The sequence below is a fragment of the Sphaerotilus microaerophilus genome (assembly GCF_023734135.1).
In the GTDB taxonomy this organism is placed as follows: Bacteria; Pseudomonadota; Gammaproteobacteria; order Burkholderiales; family Burkholderiaceae_C; genus Sphaerotilus; species Sphaerotilus microaerophilus.
Genome location: NZ_AP025730.1, coordinates 1,029,090 through 1,055,409 on the forward strand (window position 1 = coordinate 1,029,090; position 26,320 = coordinate 1,055,409).

The following is a 26,320-nucleotide window of genomic DNA, read 5'->3' on the forward strand; positions in this document are numbered from 1 at the left end:
GGTACCATTTCGCCTTCGGCATACAGGAAAACCCGTGGCGTCTGTGCAGCGGTCGGGCAGTTACAAGCAATTTTTGGCCCGGATCTGGGGCGCGTTGGTGGGTGCGCTGTTCGTGTGGGCGGTGCTCGCGGGCTCGGGCGGCTGGCTGGCAACGGCCCAGGCGCGTCAGGCGGCGCAGTCTTCCAGTGACATCGTGGCCCTGGCGACGCTGCCAGAGCAGGCTCAACAGACCTACCGGCTCATCCTGTCGGGTGGGCCATTCCCTTACCCGAGAAAGGACGGCTCGGTGTTCGGGAACCGGGAGCGGCAGTTGCCTCGGCACCCCCGCGGCTACTACTTGGAATATACCGTCCCGACACCAGGTTCTCGTGACCGGGGCGCGCGGCGCATCGTGTGTGGCGGGAACTCGCGGACCGCACCGGAAGTCTGTTACTACACACAGGACCACTACGCGAGCTTCCGCCGTATCGTGCAGTGAGATCGAAGAGGATCGAGAGAGACCCGCTAGGGACCATCATGATTTTGCAGACCGTGCGTCCGAACATCGTACAAGCGATCCGCGCTTTCCGCGTGGATGAGCTGATGTCGGCAGCCCAGGACATGGGCTATCACTTTTTATACGCCAATCTTTCGAAGGCGCAGACCAAGCCGGAGGTGCTGGAGGGGATCGCCCAGGCCTTCCTGTTCCCGAGCCACTTCGGCAAGAACATGGATGCGCTGTACGACTGCCTGACCGACATGGTCAACAAGTCGGGGGCCCAGCAGGGCTTCATCGTCGTGCTGGAGCAGTTGCCGGACAACCCTCGCTTTGACCGCGAGGTGCGCGAGCAGTTGTTGGATGTCTTTCGAGACGCCGCGGACTTCTGGGGGGAACGCAAGATACCCTTCAGATGCTTCTATTCTTTTCAGTAGCCCGCTCCCAGGAACAAGGCCCAGGGGAGCGGGCGGATGGGGCCCAAGTCGAGCAGCAGCCGGTCAAGCCGCCGCCGAAGCCGAGCAAGAACGCAGCGCCGACCTTCGCGCCGCACATGCCGGTGATGAGCAGCGCGTTCGACACCGCGGCACTGGCTGCCGCAGCCTGATCGACGGATCCAGATCGAAGAGATCCACGGGGCGGCTCCTGCCGAGCCGCCACCTCACGAAGCCCGCCGCGTGCGGGCTTCGTGCTTTTCAGGGCTGACCCAGGCCCTGCACCAGGGCGATGTAGTCGGCCACCGGCACCTCCTCGGCGCGGCGCTGCAGGTCGAAGGCCGGGGCGTCCACGCGGGCCTCCAGCCAGCGGCCCAGGCTGTGGCGCAGCAGCTTGCGGCGCTGCGAGAAGGCCACGGCCACCGCCTCTTCGAGCAACTTCGTGTCCAGCTTGGGCGGGGTGAGCAGTGGCAGCATGCGCACGATGGCCGAGTCGACCTGCGGTGGCGGATCGAAGGCCTCGGGTGGCACGTCGAGCAGGTCCTCGATGTCGTAGCGCCACTGCAGCATCACCGACAGCCGGCCGTAGTCCTTGCTGCAGGGCTGGGCGGCCATGCGGCGCACGACCTCCTTCTGCAGCATGAAGTGCTGGTCCTCGACCGCCCCCACGTGCTGCAGCAGGTGGAAGAGAATCGGGCTGGAGATGTTGTAGGGCAGGTTGCCGATCACGCGCAGCTTGCGCCCGCGCTCGGCCGCGAGCGCGGTGAAGTCCACCGTGAGCACGTCGGCCTCCACCACCTGCAGCTCGCTGCGCTTGCGCAGGCGGGTGGCCAGGTCGCGATCGAGTTCGATCACGGTGAGCTGGCGGCAGCGGGCCACCACCGGGTTGGTGAGCGCTCCCAGGCCCGGGCCGATCTCGACCAGCGGCTCGCCCGGCTGCGGGTCGATGCAGCGGACGATGTCGTCGATGACACCGGAGTCGGTCAGGAAGTGCTGGCCGAAGCGTTTGCGCGGTTGATGGGCTTTCACGTCGGCAGGGCGCCTCGGGTTCGTGGGGTCGACAAAAGGGGGGGCAGCGGGTATTCAGGGGCCAGGCGGGTCGCGCAGCTCGACGTAGGCGCGGGCGCGGATCTCGCGGGCCCACTCGTTGTAGGCCTCCTCGTACTTGGACTCGCGCAGGGCGCTGCGGGCGGCCTCGCGCTGCTGGCGCACGTCAAGGTCCACGCTGCGGCGCTCCAGCAACTGGATCAGGTGCACGCCGAAGCGCGACACCACCGGCTCGGACACCGCGCCGGCGGGCAGCGCGGTCAGCACCTGCTCGAACTCCGGCACGAACTGGCCCGGTCCGGCCCAGCCGAGGTCACCGCCGGAGGCGGCACTGCCATCCTCGGAATGCTGCTTGGCCAGGTCCTCGAAGCGGGCGCGCCGCGCCTCGACCTGGCGCTTGAAGTCCTGCAGCCTGGTGATGGCCGCCTGCTGTGTCAGCTGCGGGCCGGGGCGCAGCAGGATGTGCCGGGCGTGCTGCTGCACCACCGACAGGTTGGCCTCCTTGCGCTCGATCAGCTTGAGCACATGGAAGCCAGCGCCGGAGCGCAGCACCTGCGGCGCGACCTCGCCCGGGCGCAGCGGGGACACGGCATCGACGAACAGGTCCGGCAGCCGGTCGGAGCGGCGCAGGCCGAGCTCGCCGCCCTTGTCCTTGCTGCCTTCGGAGGCCTCGCGCACCAGTGCGGCAAAGTCCTCGCCCGCCTTCAGGCGTTGCAACAGCTGAACCGCGCGCAAGCGGCGCTCGGCGGTCTCGGCGATGCTGGCGTTCTCGGGCAGCGTGATGAGGATCTGCGCCACGTTGAGCTCGGTGGACAGCCCGGCCTTGAGGCGCTGCTCGTTCAGCCAGTTCTCGATGTCGGTGTCGGTGATGCGGATGCGGGCCTGCACGTCGCGCTCGCGCACCCGATCGAGCAGCATCTGGTCGCGCAGGTTGTCGCGAAAGCGCTGGTAGTCGATGCCCTCGCCGCGCAGGCGCTCACGCAGCTGGGCCAGGTTGAGCTGGTTCTGTGCGGCCACGGCGCCCACCGCGCGGTCGAGTTCGACGTCCTCGATGCGCGACACCGTCTCGCGCGCATGGCTGAGCTGGGCGCGGTCGTCGATCAGCTGGTCGAGCATGCTGCGCAGCAGTTCGTCGCGCGTCGGTGCGCGTGTGCCGCTGCGGGCAGCCTCGCGCTCCACCTGGGCCACGCGCTGCAGCACCTCGCTGTTGGTGACCAGCTCGCGGTTGACCACGGCCACGATGTGGTCACCCGCGCGCCGGGGTGAGGCGGCTTCCGCTGCGCGGATGGCGGCTGCGGTCTGGGCCGTGGCAGGGGTGGCCGCGAGCTGCAGGCCGGCGCCGAGCAGCGCAAGTGCCGCGGCAACGGCGAGCCTGGGCGCGCGGGGGCGGCGGCTCGGGGCGGAGGGCGGCAGGTCGGTCATGGTGGGCATGCGCAGGAAGGGGCTCTGCTAGGGGCTGGGCGAAGGGAGCGGCGTTCGGCTCGGCAGTCGGTCACGGTTCGGCGCTGCCGCCATCGCCCACGGAGGTCGAAGAGGAACCAGAGGCACTGCCACGCTCACGCAGCAACCTGTAACCCGGGATATTGTCCTTCAACGCCGAGAGCGGGTTGCTGCCCAGGGCCAGCCGGGACAGGCCGACCAGCTCCAGCTGCAGCATCAGCCGGCTGGTGGCGGCACTGGCGCCGGTGGAGCGCCGTTCGGCCACCACGCGGCCGATCCAGCAGCCGGCGTCGTACTCGAAGCCGGCCAGCGCCCCGCTGACGCGCCGCTCGCGCTTGCTGTAGTCGATGCGGCCGACGGTGTAGAGCGTGCCTTCGCAGCTGCCGCCACTGCCGCCACTGCCGCTGCTGCCGCTGCTGCCGCCCGCCGCGCGTAGCGCCGTGTTGGCCTGGGCCGCCGCGCCGGCGGGCAGGGACAGCGGTGCCCCGCGCCCCAGCACCGGCCACTGCCAGCCCAGCGCGTACTGCTCGCTCGCATCGCGCTGGAAGGAGTAGCTCGCATGCACCGTGCGAAAGGGGCCTGGCGAGTAGGTCACCGTGCCGGTGGAGCGGGTGACGCGGCTGATCTCGGGGTTGTACTGGACCGTGGAGCCGAGCGACCAGCGCGCGATGGCGCTGGTCGAGCCCAGCAGCAGCACGTCCGAGAAGCGCTGCGTCAGCGGCACGCCGTCGCCGGTGATGCGCTGGTCGCGCAGCAGGTAGCGCTGCGCCAGACCCAGGCGACCCAGCTCGACGCCGGAGCCGGCATCGATGAAGCGTGTCGTGAGCCCGGCGGTGACGCCCTGCGTGTCGGCCACCCGGTCGACACCCGAGAACGCCGCGTCGTGGAACACCGTGGTGGCGTTGAAATCCAGTGCGGCGCTGTCGAAGTTGGGCAGCGCCGACTGCTCACGCCAGGGTGTCTGCACGTACAGCAGGCGCGGCTCCAGGGTCTGGGTGAGGGCGCGCCCGAACAGCGTCAGCGGGCGGTCGAAGGTCCAGCTGCTGTCCAGGCTGACGGTCGGGATGAAGCGGGAGGCCCGTCGGCGGCCGTCGCTGAGCGCCTGGTCCATGTCGTAGGCGGCCGCGTTGAAGCGCAGCCGCGGCGTGAGCTGCCAGCCGCCGTCACCCAGGTGCCAGGCCAGCGTGCCGAGCAGGTGGGCGCGGCTGCCCTTGGTCAGGGTCGGGTCCTCGTGCTCGAAGCGGTTCGCCTCGGCCTGCAGCGACCACTCCAGCTCGCTGCCCAGCCCGGCCCAGCGGGCGCCAACCTGTGGCATGCGCCGGTACGGGGCGGTGATCGTGCCGCTGCTGTCGCTGCTTTGCAGCACCTGCCAGGTCTGGGCCGAGGCGTACAGCCACTGGTCGACCGGGCCGATCACGCCCAGGCGCAGGCTGCGGCGCTGCTGTGCCCGGGCCTGCGAGCCGAGCAGGCGCGGCGTCAGGTTGGAGGCGCCACGCAGGCCGTCGTTCCAGTAGGCATCGTCGGAGACGCGCAGCAGGTGGCCATCGATGTCCACGTCGCTGCCCAGCTGACCGCGGTGATCCCAGCGCGCGGCCCAGCGGTCCCGCCCCGCCAGCTGGTCCTGCGGCAGCCAGGCCAGCGCGGTCTCGCCGCTCAGGCGCGGCTGCAGGTAGCGGAACTCGCTGTCCAGGCCCGCGCCGCGCTTGAGCGAGATCGTCGGCGTGAGCGTGGCGTCGTAGTTCGGGGCGATGTTCCAGTAGTACGGCACCGCCACCACCAGGCCGTTGGTGGTCGAAAGGTCGATGCTCGGCGGCAGCCAGCCGGACTTGCGGTCTTCGGTGACCGGGAAACTCAGCACCGGCAGGGCGAGGATGGGCACGTCCTGGAAGCGCAGCACCGCCCCTTCGGCAAGGCCTTCGTTGGTGTTGAAGTCCAGCCGGATGCGCCGGGCCGTCAGCACCCAGGGCGGCGTCTCGTCGTCGCCGACCTTGCAGCTGCTGTAGCTGGAGCCGCTCACCTCCAGGCGATTGGGGCCGAGGAAGTCGATGCGCTCGGCACGGCCCCCGGCGTCGGTGAGGGCGAAGTGGTAGCGAGGCTTCAGCACGTGGCCGGTGACTCGCTCGGTGTCGATGTCCAGCTCGGCACCGGCAAAGCGGTCCTCGCCGCGCAGCAGCTGCACGTCGCCCCGGGCGCGCAGGCGGTCGTTGGCGAGGCCGTACTCCAGCTCGTCGGCCTGCAGGGCCATCTCGCCGCGTTGCAGCTGCACCCGTCCGGTGGCGCGCAGCTGGCTGCCGATGGAGCCCTCCAGGCGGTCGGCTTCGAAGCTCAGCAGCGTGGCGTCGGCCGCGCTGCGCGGGGCCAGCCGCAGCCCCTCGGCGGGGGCACGCCAGTTGGCCGGGCGGCAGCTCAGGGGCGGCTGGCGCCTGGCTGCCGCCTTGCTGGCGGCGGCCACCGTGGCCGCATCGGTGGCAGGGTCTGTGGCCAGGTTCGTGGCCGCGAACGCGGGGCCTGCCAGCGCGACCAGCAGTGCGCTGACCAGCGGGCGCACGGCCAGGTGGACGGGTGGGCAGGTCGGGCGGGCGAGGGGACGGCGGGCGGCAGGCAAGGTCGGGTCGGCAATGGCGGACGGCTCGCGGTACCCCGCTCGCTAGAATCGATCGATTATTTCACGCGGGCCTGCCGCCGATCACCTTGAATCCCGCTGCCGACTCCGTTTCTCCCGCCGCCCCGACCTCCCCTGCTCCGTCGAGCGAGGTGACCTGGACCGACCCCGCCCGCCACGCCGCCTTCGACGCCTGGCTGGCCGGTGTCGCCGCCCAGCAGGGGCTCGACCCCGCCACGCTGCGGCCGGCCAGTGCGGATGCGAGCTTTCGCCGCTACCTGCGCCTGGATGCGCGTGAGGCGGGCCAGCCCAGCCGCATCGTGATGGACGCGCCGCCCAGCCACGAGGACTGCCGCCCCTTCGTGCAGGTGGCCGGCCTGCTCGGTGGCGCCGGCCTGGCGGCGCCGCAAGTGCTGGCCTGGGACGAGGCGCAGGGCTTCATGCTGCTGTCCGACCTGGGCGATCGCACCTACCTGGCCGAGCTGCAGTCGCTCGACCTGTCCGGCGGGGCGGGCCTGCGGCGCGCCGACGGGCTCTACCGGGACGCCATCGACACGCTGGTGAGGCTGCAGCGCATCGACGCCACGGCGGCCGTGCCGGCCTACGACCGCGCGCTGATGCAGCGCGAGCTGGACCTCTTCCCCGAGTGGTACGTGGCTCGCCACCGCGGCGCCACGCTGACGGACCGGGAGCGTGAGCAGCTGGCGCGCTGCTTCGACCTCATCCTGAAGACCTGCCTGGCCCAGCCGGCCGTGCTGGTGCACCGCGACTACCACAGCCGCAACCTGATGCTGCCGCTGGGTGGCCCGGGTGAACTGGCCGAGGGCAGCGGCCCGGGCATCCTCGACTTCCAGGACGCGGTGGCCGGCCCGGCCAGCTACGACCTGGTCTCGCTGCTGCGCGACGCCTACATCGAGTGGGACGAGGCCATCCAGATCGACTGGGCCGCGCGCTACTGGGAGCGCGCCCGCAAAGCCGGCGTGCCGGTGGCGGATGACTTTGGCAGCTTCTGGCGTGACTACGAGTGGATGGGCCTGCAGCGCCACCTGAAGGTTCTGGGCATCTTCGCGCGCCTGTCCCACCGCGACGGCAAGGACGGCTACCTGAAGGACCTGCCGCTGGTCTGGCGCTACGCCCACCACGTGGCGATGCGCTACTCCGTGCTCACGCCGCTGGCACGCCTGCTGGAGCGGCTGGAAGACGTCCGCGCCCGCGACGGCTACACCTTCTGACCGGCCGCGGCCCCGCCATGCCCAGCGCACTGCGCCGTTTCGGGCGCGACCTCGCGCTGTCGTCGGTGGTGGCCGGCTTCGTCGCCGTGCTGGTGGGCTATACCAGCTCGGTGGTGATCATCTTCCAGGCCGCCCAGGGCCTGGGCGCCTCCGCCGAGCAGCTCACCTCCTGGATGTGGGCGCTGGGCATCGGCATGGGCCTGAGCAGTGCCGGCCTGAGCCTGTGGTATCGCGAGCCGGTGCTGACCGCCTGGTCCACGCCCGGTGCGGCGCTGCTGGTCACGGCCGGTGCCGGGGTCAGCCTGGCCGAAGGCATCGGCGCCTTCATCGTCTGCGCCGGGCTGATCACCCTGGCCGGTGCCACCCGGGCCTTCGAGCGCGTGATGGACCGCATCCCCCAGCCGCTGGCGGCCGCGCTGCTGGCCGGCGTGCTGGCGCGCTTCGCGCTGGATGCCTTTGCGGCGCTGCGCAGCGACTTTGCTCTGGTCGGCAGCATGCTGCTGGTCTACCTGCTCGGCCGGCGCTTCTGGCCGCGTTACGCGGTGCCGGCGGTGCTGGTCGCCGGGCTGCTGCTCGCGGCGTTGCTGGGCCAGCTGCACCTGGAGGCCGTGCAGCTGCGCTGGGCCCAGCCGGTGTGGACGACGCCCGAGTTCAGCGCGCGCGCCCTGGTCGGCGTGGCGCTGCCGCTGTTCGTGGTGACGATGGCCTCCCAGAACCTGCCAGGCGTGGCGGCGCAGCGCGCGGCCGGCTACGCGATCCCCGTCTCGCCGGTGATCACCGCCACCGGCGTGGTCAACCTCCTGCTTGCGCCCTTCGGCGGCTATGCCTACAACCTGGCGGCCATCACCGCGGCGATCTGCATGGGCCGCGAGGCGCATGAGGACCCGGCACGGCGCTACACCGCCAGCGTGATGGCCGGGCTGTTCTACCTGGCGATGGGGCTGGCCGGCGGCGCGGTGGTGGGGCTGATCGCCGCCTTCCCGAAGGCGCTGGTGCTGGCGGTGGCCGGGCTGGCGCTGCTGGGCAGCATCGGCGGCGCACTGGCCACGGCGCTGGAGACGCCGAAGTGGCGCGAGCCGGCGCTGATCACCTTCCTGGTCACGCTCAGCGGCGTCAGCCTGCTGGGTATCGGCGCGGCCTTCTGGGGCGTGGTGGCCGGCGCGCTGGCGGTGGCTGTGCAACACTGGCGCGCCCGCTGACCCGGGCGTGCCGGAGCCCCTGCGATTCACGGAACCCCTCATGGACCTGCTCTTCGTTGCCGACCCGATCGAGACCTTCAAGACCTACAAGGACAGCACCTTCGCGATGATGCGTGAGGCCGCGCGGCGCGGTCATCGCCTGCACGTGTGCGAGCCGACCGACCTGGTCTGGGTGCGCGGCAGCCGGGTGGTGGCTCGCAACGCGCGCACGCTGATCCTGACTGGCAGAGAGCAGGCCGACTGGTACGAGGTGGTCGCCACGCAGGAGCTGGCGCTGGCCGATGTCGACGCGGTGCTGATGCGCAAGGACCCTCCCTTCGACAGCGAGTACGTCTACGCCACCCACCTGCTGCAGCAGGCCGAGCGCGAGGGTGCGCGGGTCTTCAACCGCCCGCAGGCGCTGCGTGACCACCCGGAGAAGCTGGCGATCCTGGAGTTTCCGCAGTTCATCGCCCCGACCCTGGTCGCGCGCGAGGCGGCAGCGATCCGCGCCTTCCATGCCGAGCAGGGCGACATCATCCTCAAGCCGCTGGACGGCATGGGTGGCATGGGCATCTTCCGCGTCGGGCCGGACGGGCTGAACCTCGGTTCGATCATCGAGACGCTCAACCAGGGCGGCGCCACCACGGTGATGGTGCAGCGCTACCTGGGCGAGATCGTCCAGGGCGACAAGCGCATCCTGCTGATCGGCGGCGTGCCGGTGCCCTACTGCCTGGCGCGCATCCCGCAGGGTAGCGAGATCCGCGGCAACCTGGCCGCCGGTGGCAAGGGTGTGGCGCAACCGCTGTCGGACAGCGACCGGGCGATTGCCGAGGCGCTCGGCCCGATCCTGGCCGCGCGTGGGCTTCTGCTGGTGGGGCTGGATGTGATCGGCAACTGCCTGACCGAGATCAACGTCACCAGTCCGACCTGCTTCCAGGAAATCACCGACCAGACGGGTTGCGACGTGGCGGCGCTGTTCATCGATGCCCTCGAAGCCGCCCTGGCCTGAGGGGCGGCAGGCCGTGCGGGCGCCTCCCCGGCGGTGTCTGTTGGCCGTGGCCTGCGCATTGGCGCTGGCTGGCTGCGTGTTCGTGCCCCGCACCGTGCAGGTCTACGACGAGGACTGCCAGATCACCAGCCGCCAGATGGTGCTGGACGTGCAGCAGATCGGCACCCTCGGCCACTGCGTCAACGAGGGCTGCGCTGGCGCGCTGGTGGCGCTCGGCGCGGTGGCGTCGGTGTCAGCGGTGATCTCCGGCTCGGTGGTGATCGTCGGCAACGTCGTGTACTGGTTCGAGAAACGCAGCCTGTGCCGGGAAGCGCCGCGGCCGCGCTGAGGGCCGGGAGTGCGCAGCAACAGAGCCAAAGAGAGCCAACGAGAGCCAAAGAGAGCCAGAAAGAGCCGCCTGCGCGGCCGCGCTTGTTCAGCGCAGCGGTGCCTCCTCCACCAGCCGCAGCCGTGGTGCTGCCCCGGCCGCCGCAGCCGCGTGGGCCTGGCGCTTGCGCTGGTACATCTGCTCGTCGGCGTGGGCCAGCAGGCTGGCGGGGTCGGCGGCGTGGTCCGGGTAGATCGCCATGCCCACCGAGCAGCCGATGCGCAGGCAGCAGCTGCCGACGTTGAGTGGCAGCGCGATCGCCTTGGAGAGCTTGCCCAGGATGCGCTCCAGGCTGGCGTCCTCCGGGGCGTTGGGGATCAGCGCGGCGAACTCGTCGCCACCGAGCCGGGCGACCATGTCGTCGCTGCGAAGGCAGCGCCGCATGCGCTGGGCCGCCGCCTTCAGCGCGGTGTCGCCCACCGCGTGGCCGTGCTCGTCGTTGATCTGCTTGAAGTGGTTCAGGTCGAGGAACAGGATGGCCACGCGCTGCCCGAGCCGCTGCGCCTCGGCGATGGCCGCATGCACCCGCTCGGCGAAGCGCTCGCGGTTGACCAGGCCGGTCAGCGCGTCGTGGTTGGCGCGGTATTCGTTGCGACGGGCGTGCTCGCGGAACTCGGTGACATCGGTCACCGTGCCGATGAAGCCCGCCGGCAGCCGGTGCGCATCCAGGATCGGACCGGCCTCGATGCGCAGCCAGGTCTCGGCACCGCTCGCGCCCAGGCAGAGCTCGTCGGCAAAGCGCACCTGGGCGCTGCTGGCCGCGTTCCAGCGCGGGCCCAGGCGGGCGACGTCGTCGCCCGGCAGCATGTTCAGCCAGTGGCGGCCCAGCTGGGCGAGCGCATCGACGTGGAGCATCTGCGCGCAGCGCTCGTTGCAGTAGCTGAGCTGGCCCTGTGCGTCGGTCTCGAACAGCCCCACCGACGCCTGGCGGGCCAGCTCGCGAAAGCGCAGCGATTGCCGGGCGAGCTCCTGCTGCACCTCGGTGGCGCGCTGTAGTTCGATGCGCAGCTGGCGGGCCTGGTCCTTGAGGAGGCGTTCGCGCCGGGCGATCTCGCTCATGTCGCGGATCTGCAGCACGCACTGCAGTGCGCCATTGCCCTGGCGGGCACCCTCGGGCGAGCCCTGCGGCGGCAGCGTCGCGATCACGTCCACCGCGTGGCGCATGCGCTCGTCGCCGGCATCGCCCGGGCGGAACAGCGGCAGCGGCACCGGGTGGAAGGCGTGCGACAGCCGCAGCGAGTGGCCGAACTCCAGGCACTCGCGCACCGCGAACAGCAGGCGCGGGTCGATGCTGCCGCCCCAGACGTCGGCCAGGCGGCGCCCGACCGGCTCCGGCACGCTGCGCATGCGCTCGCGCACCCAGCGGTTGGCCATGACGATGCGGGCGTCCCGGTCGAGCACCAGCAGGCCGAAGTCGATGGTGTCGAGCAGGTGATGCATGGGCCAGGGCGGCGCCGCGGGCGCCTTCGTGGGCGGGGGAACGGCCGCGATCACGGTCGCAGCCACGGGAGCGGTTGCAGAGGCAGTCACAGAGGCGGTCACGTGTGAGGACGCCGGGCGGACGGGGCTCATGCCGGTGTGGGGTCGAGTTCGAAGAAGTGCCGGATGCGTTCGATGCCGGTTTCCAGCGCCGACAGCTCCATCAGGAACAGCACGTAGCCGCTGATCTGCTGGGCCAGCATGTTCATGCCGATGCGCGCCATCAGCACCATCTCGTTGCCGGGGTGGCTGGCGAACAGCTCCTGCGGCTCGGCCGAGCGTACGCCCGGCAGGGTGCCGATCATCTCCGCGTCGAAGATGTGCGCCAGGCTGTTCATGCAGCTGTTGATGATGATGTTGCCCACCTCGGCCAGGGCGTCCTGCTCCAGCTCGCTGATCTGCTCGGCCGCGGGCGAGCAGTCGCCCAGCATGCGGCGCACGATCTCCAGGCTGCCGTGCTCGGGAAACAGCAGCACGGCTTCGGTGGACAGGCCGCCCTGCTGGCGGTCGAAGCGCTGCGCGATGCTGCACAGCTTGGTCGTGGCGCCCTGGCGCGGCAGGCCCTGCAGTTGGCGCACCAGCTCGGCACGCGGCAGCAGCTCGACCACCGGTACCGTCATCTGGATCTCCTCGTGCACGATGTCGGCAAAGGAGGCCGCTGCCTCGCCCAGCGCGAGGTTGAACGCCTCGGCCAGGGCATCGCGGCTGTCGTCGTCGAGCTCGATCACGGGCACACCTCGACCGCCGTGCGGGGCGCATCGAGCAGGGCCAGGATGGCGTCGATCACCTCGCCCTTGATCGGCTTGCGAAACAGCGCCACGCCGAGGGCCTCGGCCCTGGCCAGGGTGGCTGCCTGCACGTTGGCGGTGAGCAGGACGATGCGGGTGTCGGGCTGCTCGGAGAGGATGGACGCCGCGGCCTCGATGCCGCTGATGCCGGGCATGTTGACGTCCATGATGACCAGCGTCGGCGCATGCACGCGCGCCTGGGCGATGGCCTCGGGGCCGTCGCCCGCCTCGACCAGCCGGGCGGCGGGGCAACGGTTGCGGATCAGGCCGCAGGCGATGTTGCGTGAGATCTTGCTGTCATCGACCACCAGGATGGTGGCGTGCGGGTCACTCATGAGGGTCTCCGGTTGGACTGCCGAGCAGTATCCAGAGACCTTTGGCGATTGATTTTTCCAAATTGAGGCCGCTTTGCGGCCTTCCTCGGGCGACCCGGCGGATCAGAAGTTCACGCCGACCTTGGCACCCCAGGTCAGCGGGTCGAGCCGCTCGCCACCGCGCCGGTTGGTGAAGTGGTAGCGAACGTCGAGGCCGGTGTAGAGCGGGCCGGCGCGGAAGTTCGCCCCCGCGGCGGCACCCAGGCCGGTGTAGGTGCGGTCGCCCGCGGCGCTGTCGAACTGGAACACCCCCAGGCTCGGGCCCACGCCCATCGACAGGCCGGGCGCACCCTGCACCGGTGCGGTGTAGCGCGGCGACAGTTCCCAGTTGGTGCCCTGCACGCCGCCCTTGTTGGAGCGCGAGAAGTTCACGTGGGTGCGGATGCGCTTGTCGGGCGACTGGATCAGGCCGCAATTCATGTTGAGGTCGAGGCCCCAGGCATTCGTGTTGGCGCCCTGGTCGGGCATCACGCGGTTGCCGGTGAAGGCGATGCTGACTTCCGGCTTGAAGTTCGGGTCCTTGAGGGCGGGCATCAGCGTCCAGCCGGAGGACTGGGCCTGGGCGGCAGAAGCAGCGAGGGCAGCGAGCGCGATCAGAGAAAGGCGGAGGATCTGTTTGGCCATGGTCAATGCAGGTTCTGGACGGGGTCGGAGCGTCGCCGCCCCACACGGTGGGTGGGGCGGCGACACGGGAGCGTGGACTCTAGGGAAGTCGGCGATGAAGCACTGTGACAAGAATCACACAGTGGCTGGACCGCAACGCGGCGCCGTGGTTCCGCCGCGCTGGTCAGCGCATGTAACCACTGTGCTGCGCCGTCGCCCCTGGCGGCTGGCCGGGCCGCTCATCGCTCATCGCTCGCCCCTCGCCCCTCGCCCCTCGCCCATTACTTGGCGTCCACCAGCGCGGAGATGTCCAGCAGCGTCAGCACGCTGTCGTCGGGCTTGCCGATCTGGCGGCCCGAGGAGTAGGGGAAGTTGTTGTCGTTGACCACCACGATGTGGCGGGCATCCACCACCGCCAGGCCCTCGGGGCCGAGGTGCGGCAGCACGAAGGTCTCCTCGTTCGGCCCCACCTTGGCCAGGCGCTTCGGGTTGGCGATCTTCGTGAGGTCGATGTAGGCCACCTTCTTCACGAAGCCGTCGGCGTCGAGCTGGCTAAGGTCGATTTTGTAGATGCGCTTGAACTTCGCCGGACGGGTGAAACAGTCCGTACGCGGCGCCTCGGGGCAGCCGGGGCCGGCGCCTTCGGTGGCGTCGTCTCGCTCGATCACCAGGCCGGTCGAGGCATCCAGCAGCTGGAAGTCGGCGGCGACGTTGCCGGCGGCCTCGAAGCGGTACTTCCACTGCGTGCCGCGGCTACCTGCTGCTCACCGCAACGGCCACCGAGTGCCGCGCCGACTGGGTCTACGTGGACAGCGTGACCCGCCGCAGCTACACCGCCCTGACGGACCAGGCCCTGCGGGTGCGGCCGGGGGCCGCCGGGCGGCGCGTCGTGGCGGTCTGAGCCGCCTGCAGCAGCCCGTCGCGCCGCCCGCGATGGGCTCTGGAGGCCTCCTGCCGGCCTCGCCGACGCGCCTGTGCGGTCCTGACCTGCCGCGCCAGCCTGGGCGTCGTGGGCTGCGCACTGCCACGTGAGGGCCAGCGCATGGCCTGCCCGTCGTGGCCGCGGGCCGGGCCTGCAGCGCGATCATGGGCGCGGGTAGGATGCCGGTGTCCCTGTGGCGTCCCATGCCTCATGGTGGCCCCGCGGCCAGGAACCTCGCGGGATTGATCCCTGATCATCCATGATGAATCCGGTCCCTGCATGGAACATATCCGGGGATGACTCAACGATGCCCCTCAGCCTGTCGCTCTATCTGGACCTGGTGCGGTTCATTGCCGCGGCTGCGGTATTTCTGGATCATCTGTCGAGCAGTCCATTCACCCACGACCGCCGTTGGTACGGCGCCAACGCCTTTGGTGATGCGGCGGTCACGATCTTCTTCGTGCTGTCTGGATACGTGATCGCGTATGTCAGCTGCGAGCGAGAGAAACTGCCCCGCCAATACATCTCGGCCCGGGTCAGCCGGCTGTACTCCGTGGTGGCCGTGGCGCTGCCGCTGACATGGATGCTGGACGCCTGGGGTGCGAGCATCAATGCACCCTTCTATGCGATCAAGACCGTGTTGTGGAAGCCGCCCAGCGTCGAAGCGTATCTCGCATCGGTTTTCTTCGTCAACGAATTCCAGGTTTTCCAGTTCGGCGGCATTGCCCCGGGTTCAAACGGTCCCTATTGGTCGCTGAGTTTCGAGGCGGTCTACTACGCGGTCGCGGGCCTGGTGCTCTTCCTGCGGCCTGCCATCGGATTGCCGCTGGCTGCGGCGCTGCTGTTGCTCGGCGGTCGCACGATCGTTGCGTTGTTCCCCGTCTGGCTCCTGGGTTTTGCCGTCTACAGGATGCGCCCGCGGTTCAAGATCCCTGTCCCGCTGTCGGCGCTGTTGTTTCTCCTGACCGCAGTGGTTCTCGTGCTCAGCCCCAAGATCGTCGACGCCTTTCCCGAGGATAATTTCGGCTTCCGGTTCCCCTGGGGGCGGGGACCCTTCAACAGGAATCTGCTGGCCGACTATTTCGTCGGGATCTTCTTTTCGCTGCACCTGTTCCTTGCCCAGGCGCTGTTCTCACGAAAGAAGACTTCCATCCCCTTTGCTGGGGTGATTCGCTGGGTCGGATCGCTCACATTCCCCCTGTATCTCATCCACTATCCCGTGCTGTGCTTTGTTTGCGCAGTCAGTCCGTGGCACCCAGGCAGCGCACGTCACGCGGCGGTTGCTGCGATGTCGGTCCTTGCGGCGGTGGTCCTGCTGACACCGTTGTGCAACCGGTTGCGTGACGCCATTCGTTTGCGCTTGGGCACTTCCATTCGATCCAGCGCCTGGAGCGGATGAGGGTGCGGGCGGCGCAAGGTGGCCAGTGCGGGCCGCTCGTTGAGATGCGTGGTCGCTCTTGGTGGAGCCCGCCCGTCCCTGGCTTGGCCTGGCCGGCCGGCGGCCTGTGCGAGGATGGCGGCCCCGCTGCCGCTTCGTTCCATGCTCATCGACCCTTCCGCCTGGCCTCTCCTCCTTGCTGCCGCCTTCGGCGCCGGCGTGCTCAATGCCATCGCGGGAGGAGGCAGCTTTCTGACCTTCCCGGCGCTGGTGTTCACCGGCGTGCCGCCGATTGCCGCCAACGCCACCAGCGCGGTGGCGGTCAGCCCGGGCTACCTGGGCAGCACGCTGGGCTTTCGGGCGGAACTGGCGGCGCTGCCGCGCCGACTGCTGGTGGTCGAGGGGCTGATCTGCGCGGTGGGTGGGGTGGCCGGTGCGCTGCTGCTGCTGGTCACGCCGGCCAAGGTTTTCTCGGCCATCGTCCCGTGGCTGCTGCTGTTCGCCACCGCGGTGTTCGCGCTCGGGCCGCGGCTGCTGGCCGTGCTGCGCCTGCGTGCCGGCCGCGCGACCGGCGCCGGTGATGCTGCCAGTGGCGGCGCGCACCCGTTGCTGCGCAACGGCGGGCTCCTCCTGGTGGCGGTCTATGGCGGCTACTTCAACGGCGGGCTCGGCATTCTGCTGATGGCGCTGTACGCGCTGGCTGGCGAGGCGCACATCCACACGGCCAACGCGCTGAAGAACCTCAACTCGCTGGTGTTGTCGCTGCTGAGCGTCGCGGCCTTCGCCTGGGCGGGGGCGGTGCACTGGCCGCAGGCGCTGGTGATGGCCGCCGCAGCCACCGGCGGCGGCTTTGTCGGCGCACGCATTGCCCGGCGCCTGCCCGCAGCGGCGGTGCGGGCCATTGTGATCGGCACCGGCCTGGTGATGGCTGCGGTGTTCTTCAGCCGCTGAGTTTCCCGTCCCGGGTTCCGCGCCCCGGGTTTCGACCCCCGGGCCACCGGGGCCAGGCCGGGTGCGCCACCTGCGCGTGACGGAAGCCCGCCCGCTGGCCCTGGGCTGCGCCGCCATCCCCTGAACACGCGGGGCGCGATTGCCTGCCCGCTTCCCACAATCCCGGTCGTTCCCACGGGCACTTGCCCGGACGGGTGCACATACCAACAGGGAGGACGAATGCGCAGCGGGTGGGGGCGATGGTCGCGGGTGGCGGGGCGCTGGACGCGCCGCCGGGGCGTGTACCGGCCGATGCAACGGGTGGCGGTGCCGGTGGTCATCCTGGCGACGGGCCTGCTGCTCGGTGTCGAGGCGAGCGCAGCCCGCGGTGGGTGGGAGCCGATGCCGTTGCCGCCGACCTCAACCCCTGCACCGCTGACGGAGCGCGGCGATGCGGCCAGCCCCTGGGCGGGTGTCTACGCGGTGGCACCCGATCTGGCGAGTTGCCGCCCCGGCCGTCTGGCGCCGACCGAGCAGGCCCGCGCGCTGGCGCTGCTGAACGACATCCGCCGCCTGCACGGCTTGGGCCCGGTGGACTGGGATGCCACGCAGGAGGAGCCCGTGATGCGCGCCGCGCTGCTGTTCGCGGCCAACGGCCAGCTCTCGCACACGCCGTCGGCGCACTGGCGCTGCCTCTCGGCGGCCGGGGCGCAGGGTGCGGCCAGCAGCAACATCCACCTCTGGGTGGGCAGCGCGGGCAGCCTGCCGCGCAGGAGCGAAGACGTGGTGATCGGCTTCCTCACCGACATCGGCAATCGCGTGAGCGGCAACATCGGCCACCGGCGCTGGATGCTCGACCCCTTCCTGAAGCGCGTGGCCTTCGGCCGGGTGGGAGCCCGAGCCGGGGCGATGCTGCACGACGGTGCGGCGTTGAGCGTGGTGGACGTGGCCGGCGGCTTGAACGATGCGGGTGGCCTGGGCGGCTCGGCCCGGGCGGACCACTGGGCCTGGCCGCAGGGGGTGTATCCGGCCAGGTACTTCCACCCGGAGGCCTTCCTGTCCTTTTCCGCCATCGTCGACCTGACCGAGCGGGCGGCGAATGCCGCGGTGGACTACCGCGGCGCCAGCGTCAGCGTGCGCCGGGCCGACGGCCGCCCGCTGGTGGTGAGCCAGCTGAGCTTCGACCACCACGGCTACGGGCTGCCCAACAGCCTGCAGTTCAAGGCCGCCGGCATCGAGCCCGACATCGAGCACGAGGTGCTGATCCAGGGCGTGCGCGCGGCCGGGGTGCCGCGCGACTACCGCTACCGGTTCCGCATCGTGCCGTGAAGCGGGCTCAGGTGCGTGCCGGCCGGCGGCTGGCCGCAGTGCCTCGCCAGGCCGCCATCAGGCTGTCCCAGCGCGGCCGCACCGCGGCGAGGTGGCGTTCCTTGACGTGCCCGTATCCGCGGATCTCCTCCGGCAGGCGGGCGATTTCCGCCGCCTGGGCCAGGCGCTCGGCGCTCAGGCCGGTGAGCAGTTCCTCGATCGTGGCGCGGTACTCGGCGATCAGCGCCCGCTCGGTGCGGCGCTCCGTGGTGCCGCCGAAGGGGTCGAAGGCGCTGCCGCGCAGCCCCTTCAGCTTTGCCAGCCAGGGCAGGGCGCGGTTCAGCCAGGGGCCCCAGCGGCGCTTGACGAGGTGGCCGTCGCCGTCCCGGGCGGCGAACTTCGGCGGTGCGAGGTGGTGCACGATCTTGAACTCGCCCTCGAACATCTCGGCGATGCGCTGCAGGAAGGCCGGGTCGCTGTGCAGCCGGGCCACCTCGTACTCGTCCTTGTAGGCCATCAGCTTGAAGAGGTAGCGCGCCACTGCCTCGCTGAGCCTGAGCTGCGCGGGCGCCGCACCTGAGCCCGCTGCCAGCACGCGCTGCTCGGCCTCGCGCACCTTCTGGACGAAGGCGGCGTACTCGGCGGCGTAGGCGGCGTTCTGGTAGCCGGTCAGGAATTCGACGCGGCGGCGCAGCAACTCGTCCAGCGAGGGGCGCCTGACGATCTGGATCACCTGCTGCGCGCTGAACAGCGACTGCACGCCCGCCAGGTCATGGGCGCAGCGGCGGCCCCATTCGAAGGCGGTGCGGTTGCCATCGACCTGTACGCCGTTGAGCTCCATGGCGCGCAGCAGCGCGGCCCGGCTCAGCGGGACCTGGCCGCGCTGCCAGGCGTAGCCCAACATCAGCGGGTTGGTGAAGATGGCGTCGCCCAGCAGCTGCAGCGCTACCTGCTCGGCGTCGAAGCTGCCGAGCTTGTCGGCCCCCACCGCCTGGAGCAGCGCGGCCTCGCAGCGCTCGCCGGGGAACTGCCAGTCCGGGTTGCCGACGAAGGCCGCGGTGGGGGTGCGGTGCGAGTTCATCGCCACGAAGGTGCGGCCGAGGTGGGTGACCTGCAGCGTGCTGGCGCCGGCGGCGACGATGGCGTCGCAGGCGATCACCAGGTCGGCCTTGGCGGTGTCCACCTTGGTGCTGTGGATGGCGTCGGGCCGGTTGGCGATCTGCACATGGCTCCAGGTGGCGCCGCCCTTCTGGGCCAGGCCGGCGCTGTCCTGCGTGACCACGCCCTTGCCCTCCAGGTGCGCGGCCATGCCCAGCAGCTGGCCGATGGTGATCACGCCGGTGCCGCCGACGCCGGCCACCACGATGCCCCAGGGCTGCTCGGCCACCGGCAGCACCGGTTCCGGCAGCGCGGGCAGCGCAGAGGGGTCGGCCTTCTGCTCCTTCTTCGGCTTCCTGAGCTGCCCGCCCTCGACGGTGATAAAGCTCGGGCAGAAGCCCTTCACGCAGGAGAAGTCCTTGTTGCAGCTGCTCTGGTTGATGCGGCGCTTGCGGCCGAACTCGGTTTCCACCGGCTCGACGCTCAGGCAGTTGCTCTGCACACTGCAGTCGCCGCAGCCCTCGCAGACCGCCTCGTTGATGACGGTGCGCACGGCTGGGTCGACCATCTTGCCGCGCTTGCGGCGGCGGCGCTTCTCGGTGGCGCAGGTCTGGTCGTAGATCAGGATGGTGCAGCCGGGCTGCTCGCGCAGCTCGCGCTGCACCGTGTCCAGCTCATCGCGGTGGCGCACCGTGACACCCGGGGCCAGCCCGACGGCGCCGTCGTACTTGGCCGGCTCGTCGGTGACGACGACGATCTTCCTGGCGCCCTCGGCCTCCAGCTCGCGGGTCATCTGCGGCACGGTGAGGATGCCGTCCACCGGCTGGCCGCCGGTCATTGCCACCGCGTCGTTGTAGAGGATCTTGTAGGTGATGTTCACCCCGGAGGCGATGCTCTGGCGCACCGCCAGCGCGCCGGAGTGGTAGTAGGTGCCGTCGCCCAGGTTGGCGAACATGTGTGGGCGCTTCGTGAACGGGGCCTGGCCGACCCAGGGCACGCCCTCGCCGCCCATCTGGGTGAAGCCCACCGTGCTGCGGCCCATCCACACGCTCATGAAGTGGCAGCCGATGCCGGCCATCGCCAGCGACCCCTCCGGCACCCGGGTGCTGGTGTTGTGCGGGCAGCCGCTGCAGAACCATGGCTTGCGCTCCAGTTCGCCGCTGGTGGTACTCCAGCTGCCGCCGCCCTTCAGGTCGCGCCCGGCCAGCACCGCCAGGCCCTGGTCCATGCGCGCGGCCACGTCGGGCGGCACGCCCAGCTTCTTCAGCCGCTTGGCCAGCGCCTGGGCGATCAGCGCGGGCGTCAGGTCGGCGGTGGCGCGCAGCAGGGTGTTGGCGCTGGGGTTGGGCTGGCTCCACTCGCCGCCGGTGAAATCGCCGTCCGGCTCGTCGAACTTGCCCAGCACGTTGGGCCGCACATCCGGGCGCCAGTTGTACAGCTCCTCCTTGAGCTGGTACTCGATGACCTGGCGCTTCTCCTCCACCACCAGGATCTCGCTGAGCCCCTCGGCAAACTCGCGCGTGGTGGCGGCCTCCAGCGGCCAGACCACGCCGACCTTGTGCACGCGGATGCCGAGCGCCCGGCAGGTGTCGTCGTCCAGCCCCAGGTCGACCAGCGCCTGGCGGGTGTCGTTGTAGGCCTTGCCGCTGGCGATGATGCCGAAGCGGTCGTTCGGTCCGCTGATGACATTGCGGTTGAGCCGGTTGGCGCGCACATAGGCCAGCGCGGCGTACCACTTGAAGTCCATCAGCCGGGCCTCCTGCGGCAGCGCCGCGTCTGGCCAGCGGATGTGCACGCCGCCCGGTGGCATCTCGAAGTCCTCGGGCAGCAGGATCTTGACCCGGTCCGGGTCCACCTCCACGCTGGCGGCCGACTCGACCACCTCCTGGATGGTCTTCATGCCGGTCCACACGCCGGCGAAGCGGCTCATCGCGAAGGCGTGCAGGCCCAGGTCGAGGATCTCCTGCACGCTGCTGGGGAAGAACACCGGCAGTCCGCAGGCCTTGAAGATGTGGTCGCTCTGGTGCGCCGCGGTGCTGCTCTTGGCCACGTGGTCGTCGCCGGCCACCGCGATCACCCCGCCGTGCGGCGCGGTGCCGGCCATGTTGGCGTGCTTGAACACGTCCGAGCAGCGGTCCACCCCCGGGCCCTTGCCGTACCAGATGCCGAAGACGCCGTCGTACTTCTTGTTCGCGGGGTCGAACTCGATCTGCTGCGTGCCCCAGACCGCGGTGGCCGCCAGCTCCTCGTTGACGCCCGGCTGGAAGACGACGTGGTTGGCTGCCAGATGCTTCTTGGCCGCCCATAGCGCCTGGTCGTAGCCGCCCAGCGGGCTGCCGCGGTACCCGCTGACGAAGCCGGCGGTGTTCAGCCCGACCTGCGCATCGCGCTGGCGCTGAAGCATTGGCAGGCGCACGAGGGCCTGCACGCCGCTCATGAAGGCGCGGCCCTGGCCGAGGGCGTACTTGTCGTCCAGCGTGACGGCTTCGAGCGCGCGGCGCACGGCTTCGGGGAGGGGGGCGTTCATGGCGGTGTTCCTGCAGTCCGGCCCGGGCCTCGTGAGCGGTGGACCAGGGGTGGGTGATGGCTGCAGTGTAGGCACCACACGCCAACAGGTGTTTTCCATGTTTGCCGTAGACAGGATACTTGCAGCAATTCGGGAAAGGAAAAGCGATGCCAAGCGAAACAAGATTGCCAAAAATACCCGTATCAGGGAAAACCAGGGGGATGGATGACGACCCCGCCGAGGCCCATGGCGCCGCGCTGGATCGCTACGACATCGCCATCCTGGGCGCCCTGCAGCGTGATGCGCGGCTGTCCAATGCCGAGCTGGCGTCGCGCATCGGGCTGTCGGCGGCGCCCACCTGGCGGCGTGTCAAGTGGCTGGAGGAGCAGGGCTACATCACCGGCTACCGGGCCGAGATCAACCGTCGCAAGATCGGCCTGGGCGTGCTGGCCTTCGTGCGGGTGGATGCCGATCGCAACAACGCCGAGGCCACCCAGGCGCTGGAGGCGGCCATCCGCGCGATGCCCGAGGTGGTGGCCTGCCACTACATCAGCGGCGCAGGCACCTTCGAGCTGCAGGTGGTGGCCACCGACCTGGACGCCTACTCCCGCTGGGCGATGGAGGTGCTCTTCCGACTGCCCAACGTCAAGGACGTACACACCAGCTTCTCGCTGGGCGAGGTCAAGGCCGGTGCGGCCTGGCCGTTGAGCCACGTGCGCGGCCGGTAGCCGACCCGCGGTGGGCGGGCGTCGCGCAAAACCACCCCCACTTTGCGTGAATGGACCGCCGTGCTGGCTCATTCGCGGGGGGTGGTTCGTATCCCATTGTGTCGGCGCGTTGCAGGTCCTTACACTGTGACGGATCGTGCAATCCATCACACACATCTGGGCCGGCTGGCTGTTGGGGCCGGATCGCCAGCAACGCCTTCGCGTTGCCCACAGCCTGCTCGCGTTGGGGGTCTATGGCCTCTTCGCCGTCTGCCAGGGCCTGGCCGTGGCGCTGGGGATCATGCCAAGAGCCTCGCTGACCTGGATGGGCTTCTATCTCGGCGGGGCACTGCTCTTCGTGGCCCTGGTGCGCAGTGGCGCCAGCCACCGGCTGGCACGCGACCCGTCGTTGACGCTGCCGCAGACGCTCTTCGGCCTCGTGGCGGCCAGCGGGGCCTATGCCCTGGCCGGGCCGCTGCGGGGCGCGGTGATTGCCATCAGCATGCTGGTGGTGCTGTTCGGCGCCTCCAAGCTCACGCCGCGCGAGGGCTGGGGCACCGCGCTGTTCGGCGTGCTCTCACTGGCCGGGGTGATGGCCTGGCTGGCCTGGTCCGATCCGGGCCGCCACGACCCGCGCGAGGAGGGCGTGCTCTTCATGCTGTCGCTGGTCACCGCCGCCGCGATGGGGGTGCTGGTGGCGCGTCTGGCACGGCTGCGTCAGCGCCTGATGCTGCAGCGCAGCGAACTGGCCGAGGCGCTGGAGCGCATCCGCCTGCTCGCCACGCGCGACGAGCTCACTGGACTGCCCAACCGCCGGGCGATGGCCGATGCGCTGCAGTCCGCCATCACCCGCCAGGCACGCCTGAGCGAGCCGGTGGCACTGGTGATGATCGACCTGGATCACTTCAAGGCCATCAACGACGGCCATGGCCACCGCGCCGGGGACGTGGTGCTGCGCGGCTTTGCGGAGCGCGCGATGTCCACGCTGCGGGCGATCGACGTGCTGGGGCGCTGGGGGGGCGAGGAGTTCCTGCTGCTGCTGCCCGATACCACGTTGGAGCAGGCGCTGGCCTGTGTGGAACGGCTGCGCGAGCAACTGCACACCAGCCCCTTCGACGAGGTGGCCGACGGTCTCGCCGTGCGTTTCTCTGCGGGCGTGACGGCCTGCCAGGGGGCGACCGACGTGGATGCCGCGATCGAGCGGGCCGACCGGGCGCTCTACCGTGCCAAGAATGGCGGGCGCAGCCGCACGGAGACGGCCTGAAGGACCTGGACGACGCGCGCCGGTGGTTGCGAGCGTGATGCCCTTCACGCCGGGGCCGCCACGGGCCCTGCAGACAAGGGGTGGGCGGACGAAATCCGCCCATGTCCCCTCCCGCTGCCCCCCTGTCCCGCGCCGCCATGCTCCTGCTTGGCCCGCCCGGTCGCCAGCGCGTGCGCGCCTCGCAGTGCCTGCTGGCGCTGCTGGTGTTCGTGGTCTTCGCGGGCCTGCAGGAGCTGGAGGTCATGCTCGGCCTGATCGACGCGGCCCAGTCCCACTGGCTCACTGCCTGCAACCTGGGCGGCTCGCTGCTGTTCTACGCGGTGGTGCGCAGCGGGCTGAACCTGCGCCATGAGCGCGACCCGGCGCTGACCTTTGCGCAGATCGCCTTCGCGCTGGTGTCGATCGCCTGGTCCTACGCGATCACGGGGCCGGCGCGTGGTGCGGTGCTGGCCATCATGGTGCTGATCCTGCAGTTCGGCATGTTTGCGCTGCGGCCGGGGCAGGCCCGCGCACTCGCGTGGTTCGGCTTCCTGCTGATCGCCACGGTGATGGCCTGGAAGAGCCGCACCGACCCCGAACGCTACCCGCCGCAGGTGGAGTGCGCGCACTTCATGTTCGCCGCCATCGTGGCGGCGGCGGTGTCGGCGCTGTCGATCCGCTTCGGTCAGTTGCGTCGCCGCCTGCAGGAGCAGAAACAGGATCTCGCCGTGGCGCTGGAACGCATCCGCGAGATGGCGGCCCACGACGAGTTGACCGGCCTGCTCAACCGCCGCTCGATGGGCGAGGCGATCCGCCGTGAGCTGGAGCGCCAGCGCCGCCAGGCCGGTGTCGGCGTGCCGGTGAACGTCTCGCTGGTGCTGGTGGACATCGACCACTTCAAGCGCATCAACGACGGCCACGGCCACCCCATCGGCGACCTGGCGCTGCAGCATTTCAGCCAGCTCGCGCGTGAGGAACTGCGCGGCAGCACCGATGTGGTGGCGCGCTGGGGCGGCGAAGAGTTCCTGCTGATGCTGCCCGACAGCACCCCCGAGCAGGCACGTGCCTGTGTGGACCGGCTGCGCCGGCGCCTGCAGGCCGTGCCGCTGGCCGTGACCGAGCCGCCGCTGGCGATCAATTTCTCGGCCGGCGTGGCGGCCTGCCTGGCCGAGGAGGACATCGAGCAGGCGATCGAGCAGGCCGACCAGGCCATGTACCGCGCCAAGACGGACGGGCGCGGGCGCACCGAACTGGGCTGAGGCGGGGCCGCCTCAGGGTGCCTCGGGCGTGCTGCCGGCCGACGGCGCGCCGCCGCGCCAGACCGCGTAGGGGTTGATCGCCGCACCCGGCCAGCGCAGGCCGGGCGTGCCGGGGCGGTAGATCGCGAAGTGCAGGTGCGGCGCATGGGCCGGTGCGTTGCCGCTGCTGCCGACGGCGCCGATCAGCTCGCCTCGGCGCAGCAGCTGCCCCACTGCCAGGTCGGGCGCGTAGCGGTCCAGGTGGGCGTAGTAGTAGACGTAGCGCCCGCCCGGGTCGCTCTGGTAGAGCGTGATGCCCCCGGCGCGGTTGCTGCCCATCTTCAGGATGCGGCCGTCCTCCACCGCACGCACCGGCGTGCCGCGCGGCGCCATGATGTCGATCGCCTCGTGCGCGCCAGCCGAGCGGGCGGCGCGGAAGCTGTCGCGCAGCTGCTCGGGGCGGATGCCCTCCACCGGGATCAGCAGGTCGCGCATCGCCAGCTCGGCCACGTCCGGCGGGCCGGGTCGGGCCGGGGCCGCGCTGCCCGCCGGCGGCGTGGAGGAGCAGGCGGCCAGCCAGAGCGAGGCCAGCAGCCACGCCGCCTGGCCGAGCCGGCGCCAGCCTGCCGCCCTGCCCACGTTCAACGCGGCCACAGCACCCACAGCCGCAGCGGCTGCTTGGTGCGCCCGGCGCGGTCCTCGATGCCCTCGCCCCAGCCCCAGAACAGGTCTGCCCGCACCGCGCCGACGATGGCGCTGCCGGTGTCCTGCGCCACCACCAGGCGCTGCATCGGGCGCGCCGGCGGCGGGTTGGGCTGCCAGGGCTGCGGCTCGGTGCTGGCCAGCCAGACGGGGCTGCCGTAGGGGATGCTCTCGCGGTCCACGGCGATCGAGCGCCCCGGCGTCAGTGGCACGCCCTGGGCGCCCAGGGCGCCGATGGTCGGGTCAGGCAGTGGCTCCTCGCGGAAGAAGACGTAGCGCGGGTTCACCGCCAGCATCTCGCGCACGCGCTGCGGGTTGGCGCGGGCCCAGGCGCGGATCGCCGGCCAGCTGGCCTGTTCCAGCGTGAAGGCGCCCTGGTCCACCAGCCAGCGCCCCACCGACTGGTAGGGCTGGTCGTTGTGCCCGGCGTAGGCGATGCGGACCATGCGTCGCGTGCCGTTCGGCTCCGTGAACACCAGCCGGCCGGAGCCCTGGATGTGCAGCATGAGCGCCTCCATCGGGTCGGCGACCCAGGCGATCTCGCGCCCGGCCAGCGCCGCCTGGGCGGCGCCCAGGCTGTCGATCTGGGCGCGCGTGTACCAGGGGCGGCGCTGCGCCAGGTCGGCCGGCGGGGCATGCAGCGCCACGCCGAAGCGCTCGCTGCGCTGGCGGCTGGCCTCCAGCAGCGGCTCGAAGTAGCCGGTCAGCAGGCCCTCGCCCTGGCCCTGGGCGTTCTCGACCCGCCAGGGCTGCAGGCGGCTTTGCAGGAAGTCGCGGATCTGCCGTTCATCGGCTCCGCCCCCCAGGGCGATCGCGGCGCGGCAGGTCGGCGCCCAGCTCGCGGCCACCTGGGCCGGCGGGAAGGTGGGCGGCGTGCCCTGGCTGCCGCCCTGGCCGATGCCCTGGCCGTTGGGCGCCGCCGGGCTCAGGACCCAGCGCAGCTGGCGCTCGCAGCTGCGCAGCAGGGCGGCCCAGGCGGGCGCCAGCGTGTCCTGCGACCAGCCGGGCAGCTCGGCCCAGTCGCTGCGGATCCAGCGCCCGCGCCCGGTCAGGCGCAACTGGTCGGCGCTCGGCAGCGGTGGCGCCGGGGTGGCCACGGGCGGGGTCTCGGTCGGCTCGGGCACAGGGGTGGGGCGGGGCGCCTTGCTGGCGCAGCCGGCCAGGAGCGCCAGCACCAGCAGGGCGGCCAGGAAGGGACCGGGGCCGTGCCGGGCGGCTCGGTGAAGGAAGGGAACAGGCATCGTCAGCGGTGGATCG

22 protein-coding genes and 1 pseudogene are annotated in these 26,320 nt (G+C 70.8%); 12 read left to right on the plus strand and 11 right to left on the minus strand.

Annotated features, from left to right (window positions below):
* Window positions 1–145 precede the first annotated feature (145 nt).
* Both NGK70_RS04405 and NGK70_RS04410 read left to right on the plus strand, forming a co-directional pair.
* Window positions 146–478 (plus strand): guanyl-specific ribonuclease, encoded by a 333-nt coding sequence (locus tag NGK70_RS04405; RefSeq protein ID WP_251973677.1) that lies wholly within the window; start codon window positions 146–148, stop codon window positions 476–478.
* Between the two features lie 38 nt (window positions 479–516).
* Window positions 517–912 (plus strand): barstar family protein, encoded by a 396-nt coding sequence (locus NGK70_RS04410; RefSeq protein ID WP_251972161.1) that lies wholly within the window; start codon window positions 517–519, stop codon window positions 910–912.
* 258 nt (window positions 913–1,170) lie between these two features.
* On the opposite strand, the gene rsmA is transcribed toward NGK70_RS04410, so the two are convergent.
* From rsmA to NGK70_RS04425, 3 genes are all read right to left on the minus strand, one after another.
* Window positions 1,171–1,938, minus strand: a complete 768-nt coding sequence (gene rsmA / locus NGK70_RS04415; RefSeq protein WP_251972162.1) for a 16S rRNA (adenine(1518)-N(6)/adenine(1519)-N(6))-dimethyltransferase RsmA — start codon at window positions 1,936–1,938, stop codon at window positions 1,171–1,173.
* A 54-nt stretch (window positions 1,939–1,992) separates the two neighbouring features.
* The gene (locus tag NGK70_RS04420; RefSeq protein WP_251972163.1) at window positions 1,993–3,387 is read right to left on the minus strand and encodes a peptidylprolyl isomerase; all 1,395 of its coding nucleotides are present in this window, start codon (window positions 3,385–3,387) and stop codon (window positions 1,993–1,995) included.
* Window positions 3,388–3,448: 61 nt separating this feature from the next.
* The gene (locus NGK70_RS04425; RefSeq protein ID WP_251972164.1) at window positions 3,449–6,001 is read right to left on the minus strand and encodes an LPS-assembly protein LptD; all 2,553 of its coding nucleotides are present in this window, start codon (window positions 5,999–6,001) and stop codon (window positions 3,449–3,451) included.
* 149 nt (window positions 6,002–6,150) lie between these two features.
* On the opposite strand from NGK70_RS04425, the gene NGK70_RS04430 reads away from it, so the two are divergent.
* The 4 genes from NGK70_RS04430 (at window position 6,151) to NGK70_RS04445 (ending at window position 9,748) form a co-directional block, all read left to right on the plus strand.
* Window positions 6,151–7,230, plus strand: a complete 1,080-nt coding sequence (locus NGK70_RS04430) for an aminoglycoside phosphotransferase family protein (protein WP_251973678.1) — start codon at window positions 6,151–6,153, stop codon at window positions 7,228–7,230.
* A gap of 17 nt (window positions 7,231–7,247) precedes the next feature.
* On the plus strand, window positions 7,248–8,429 hold the full coding sequence (locus tag NGK70_RS04435) for a benzoate/H(+) symporter BenE family transporter (RefSeq protein WP_251972165.1): 1,182 nt from the start codon (window positions 7,248–7,250) through the stop codon (window positions 8,427–8,429).
* Between the two features lie 40 nt (window positions 8,430–8,469).
* The gene (gshB, locus tag NGK70_RS04440) at window positions 8,470–9,420 is read left to right on the plus strand and encodes a glutathione synthase (protein ID WP_251972166.1); all 951 of its coding nucleotides are present in this window, start codon (window positions 8,470–8,472) and stop codon (window positions 9,418–9,420) included.
* Window positions 9,421–9,496: 76 nt separating this feature from the next.
* Complete coding sequence (locus NGK70_RS04445; RefSeq protein WP_251972167.1) at window positions 9,497–9,748, plus strand: hypothetical protein; 252 nt, start codon at window positions 9,497–9,499, stop codon at window positions 9,746–9,748.
* Between the two features lie 87 nt (window positions 9,749–9,835).
* Here the strand turns inward: NGK70_RS04445 and NGK70_RS04450 are convergent, their stop codons facing one another.
* From NGK70_RS04450 to NGK70_RS04470, 5 genes and pseudogenes are all read right to left on the minus strand, one after another.
* Window positions 9,836–11,227, minus strand: a complete 1,392-nt coding sequence (locus tag NGK70_RS04450) for a GGDEF domain-containing protein (RefSeq protein WP_251972168.1) — start codon at window positions 11,225–11,227, stop codon at window positions 9,836–9,838.
* Between the two features lie 128 nt (window positions 11,228–11,355).
* Complete coding sequence (locus NGK70_RS04455) at window positions 11,356–11,994, minus strand: chemotaxis protein CheC (RefSeq protein WP_251972169.1); 639 nt, start codon at window positions 11,992–11,994, stop codon at window positions 11,356–11,358.
* A complete protein-coding gene (locus NGK70_RS04460) occupies window positions 11,991–12,389 on the minus strand; it encodes a response regulator (protein ID WP_251972170.1) in 399 nt (132 codons plus the stop codon). The genes NGK70_RS04455 and NGK70_RS04460 overlap by 4 nt, the downstream gene beginning before the upstream one ends.
* A gap of 102 nt (window positions 12,390–12,491) precedes the next feature.
* Window positions 12,492–13,052, minus strand: a complete 561-nt coding sequence (locus NGK70_RS04465; protein ID WP_251972171.1) for a hypothetical protein — start codon at window positions 13,050–13,052, stop codon at window positions 12,492–12,494.
* Window positions 13,053–13,312: 260 nt separating this feature from the next.
* A pseudogene (locus tag NGK70_RS04470) lies at window positions 13,313–13,726 on the minus strand (esterase-like activity of phytase family protein); the annotation flags it as partial.
* A gap of 534 nt (window positions 13,727–14,260) precedes the next feature.
* Here NGK70_RS04470 and NGK70_RS04475 point away from each other — a divergent pair.
* From NGK70_RS04475 to NGK70_RS04485, 3 genes are all read left to right on the plus strand, one after another.
* Entirely contained in the window at window positions 14,261–15,352 is a 1,092-nt protein-coding gene (locus tag NGK70_RS04475; protein WP_251972172.1) for an acyltransferase family protein, read from the plus strand.
* A 141-nt stretch (window positions 15,353–15,493) separates the two neighbouring features.
* Window positions 15,494–16,282 carry a sulfite exporter TauE/SafE family protein gene (locus NGK70_RS04480; protein WP_251972173.1) on the plus strand — a complete coding sequence of 263 codons (789 nt, stop codon included), beginning with the start codon at window positions 15,494–15,496 and terminating at the stop codon, window positions 16,280–16,282.
* Between the two features lie 219 nt (window positions 16,283–16,501).
* Window positions 16,502–17,590: a CAP domain-containing protein gene (locus tag NGK70_RS04485; protein WP_251972174.1), complete on the plus strand. Its 1,089-nt coding sequence runs from the start codon at window positions 16,502–16,504 to the stop codon at window positions 17,588–17,590.
* A 7-nt stretch (window positions 17,591–17,597) separates the two neighbouring features.
* Here the strand turns inward: NGK70_RS04485 and NGK70_RS04490 are convergent, their stop codons facing one another.
* Window positions 17,598–21,194, minus strand: a complete 3,597-nt coding sequence (locus NGK70_RS04490; RefSeq protein WP_251972175.1) for an indolepyruvate ferredoxin oxidoreductase family protein — start codon at window positions 21,192–21,194, stop codon at window positions 17,598–17,600.
* A gap of 200 nt (window positions 21,195–21,394) precedes the next feature.
* Between NGK70_RS04490 and NGK70_RS04495 the strand changes: the two genes are divergently transcribed.
* The 3 genes from NGK70_RS04495 to NGK70_RS04505 all read left to right on the plus strand — a co-directional run bounded on the left by NGK70_RS04495 (window position 21,395) and on the right by NGK70_RS04505 (window position 24,382).
* Window positions 21,395–21,901, plus strand: a complete 507-nt coding sequence (locus tag NGK70_RS04495) for an Lrp/AsnC family transcriptional regulator (protein WP_251972176.1) — start codon at window positions 21,395–21,397, stop codon at window positions 21,899–21,901.
* A gap of 136 nt (window positions 21,902–22,037) precedes the next feature.
* A complete protein-coding gene (locus NGK70_RS04500) occupies window positions 22,038–23,144 on the plus strand; it encodes a GGDEF domain-containing protein (RefSeq protein ID WP_251972177.1) in 1,107 nt (368 codons plus the stop codon).
* A gap of 101 nt (window positions 23,145–23,245) precedes the next feature.
* Complete coding sequence (locus NGK70_RS04505; protein ID WP_251972178.1) at window positions 23,246–24,382, plus strand: GGDEF domain-containing protein; 1,137 nt, start codon at window positions 23,246–23,248, stop codon at window positions 24,380–24,382.
* 12 nt (window positions 24,383–24,394) lie between these two features.
* Here NGK70_RS04505 and NGK70_RS04510 read toward each other — a convergent pair whose 3' ends face one another.
* A complete protein-coding gene (locus NGK70_RS04510; protein ID WP_251972179.1) occupies window positions 24,395–25,024 on the minus strand; it encodes a M23 family metallopeptidase in 630 nt (209 codons plus the stop codon).
* The gene (gene mltA, locus NGK70_RS04515; protein ID WP_251972180.1) at window positions 25,003–26,304 is read right to left on the minus strand and encodes a murein transglycosylase A; all 1,302 of its coding nucleotides are present in this window, start codon (window positions 26,302–26,304) and stop codon (window positions 25,003–25,005) included. Before mltA ends, NGK70_RS04510 begins: the two co-directional genes overlap by 22 nt.
* Window positions 26,305–26,320 lie beyond the last annotated feature (16 nt).

What these genes read in the sequence shown, in the direction of transcription:
- NGK70_RS04410 (WP_251972161.1), top strand. Translation starts at nt 517, where the DNA reads ATGATTTTGCAGACCGTGCGTCCGAACATCGTACAAGCGATCCGCGCT.
- NGK70_RS04420 (WP_251972163.1), bottom strand. Translation starts at nt 3,387, where the DNA reads ATGCCCACCATGACCGACCTGCCGCCCTCCGCCCCGAGCCGCCGCCCC.
- NGK70_RS04435 (WP_251972165.1), top strand. Translation starts at nt 7,248, where the DNA reads ATGCCCAGCGCACTGCGCCGTTTCGGGCGCGACCTCGCGCTGTCGTCG.
- gshB (WP_251972166.1), top strand. Translation starts at nt 8,470, where the DNA reads ATGGACCTGCTCTTCGTTGCCGACCCGATCGAGACCTTCAAGACCTAC.
- NGK70_RS04450 (WP_251972168.1), bottom strand. Translation starts at nt 11,227, where the DNA reads ATGCATCACCTGCTCGACACCATCGACTTCGGCCTGCTGGTGCTCGAC.
- NGK70_RS04460 (WP_251972170.1), bottom strand. Translation starts at nt 12,389, where the DNA reads ATGAGTGACCCGCACGCCACCATCCTGGTGGTCGATGACAGCAAGATC.
- NGK70_RS04465 (WP_251972171.1), bottom strand. Translation starts at nt 13,052, where the DNA reads ATGGCCAAACAGATCCTCCGCCTTTCTCTGATCGCGCTCGCTGCCCTC.
- NGK70_RS04475 (WP_251972172.1), top strand. Translation starts at nt 14,261, where the DNA reads ATGCCCCTCAGCCTGTCGCTCTATCTGGACCTGGTGCGGTTCATTGCC.
- NGK70_RS04480 (WP_251972173.1), top strand. Translation starts at nt 15,494, where the DNA reads ATGCTCATCGACCCTTCCGCCTGGCCTCTCCTCCTTGCTGCCGCCTTC.
- NGK70_RS04485 (WP_251972174.1), top strand. Translation starts at nt 16,502, where the DNA reads ATGCGCAGCGGGTGGGGGCGATGGTCGCGGGTGGCGGGGCGCTGGACG.
- NGK70_RS04490 (WP_251972175.1), bottom strand. Translation starts at nt 21,194, where the DNA reads ATGAACGCCCCCCTCCCCGAAGCCGTGCGCCGCGCGCTCGAAGCCGTC.
- NGK70_RS04495 (WP_251972176.1), top strand. Translation starts at nt 21,395, where the DNA reads ATGGATGACGACCCCGCCGAGGCCCATGGCGCCGCGCTGGATCGCTAC.
- NGK70_RS04505 (WP_251972178.1), top strand. Translation starts at nt 23,246, where the DNA reads ATGTCCCCTCCCGCTGCCCCCCTGTCCCGCGCCGCCATGCTCCTGCTT.
- mltA (WP_251972180.1), bottom strand. Translation starts at nt 26,304, where the DNA reads ATGCCTGTTCCCTTCCTTCACCGAGCCGCCCGGCACGGCCCCGGTCCC.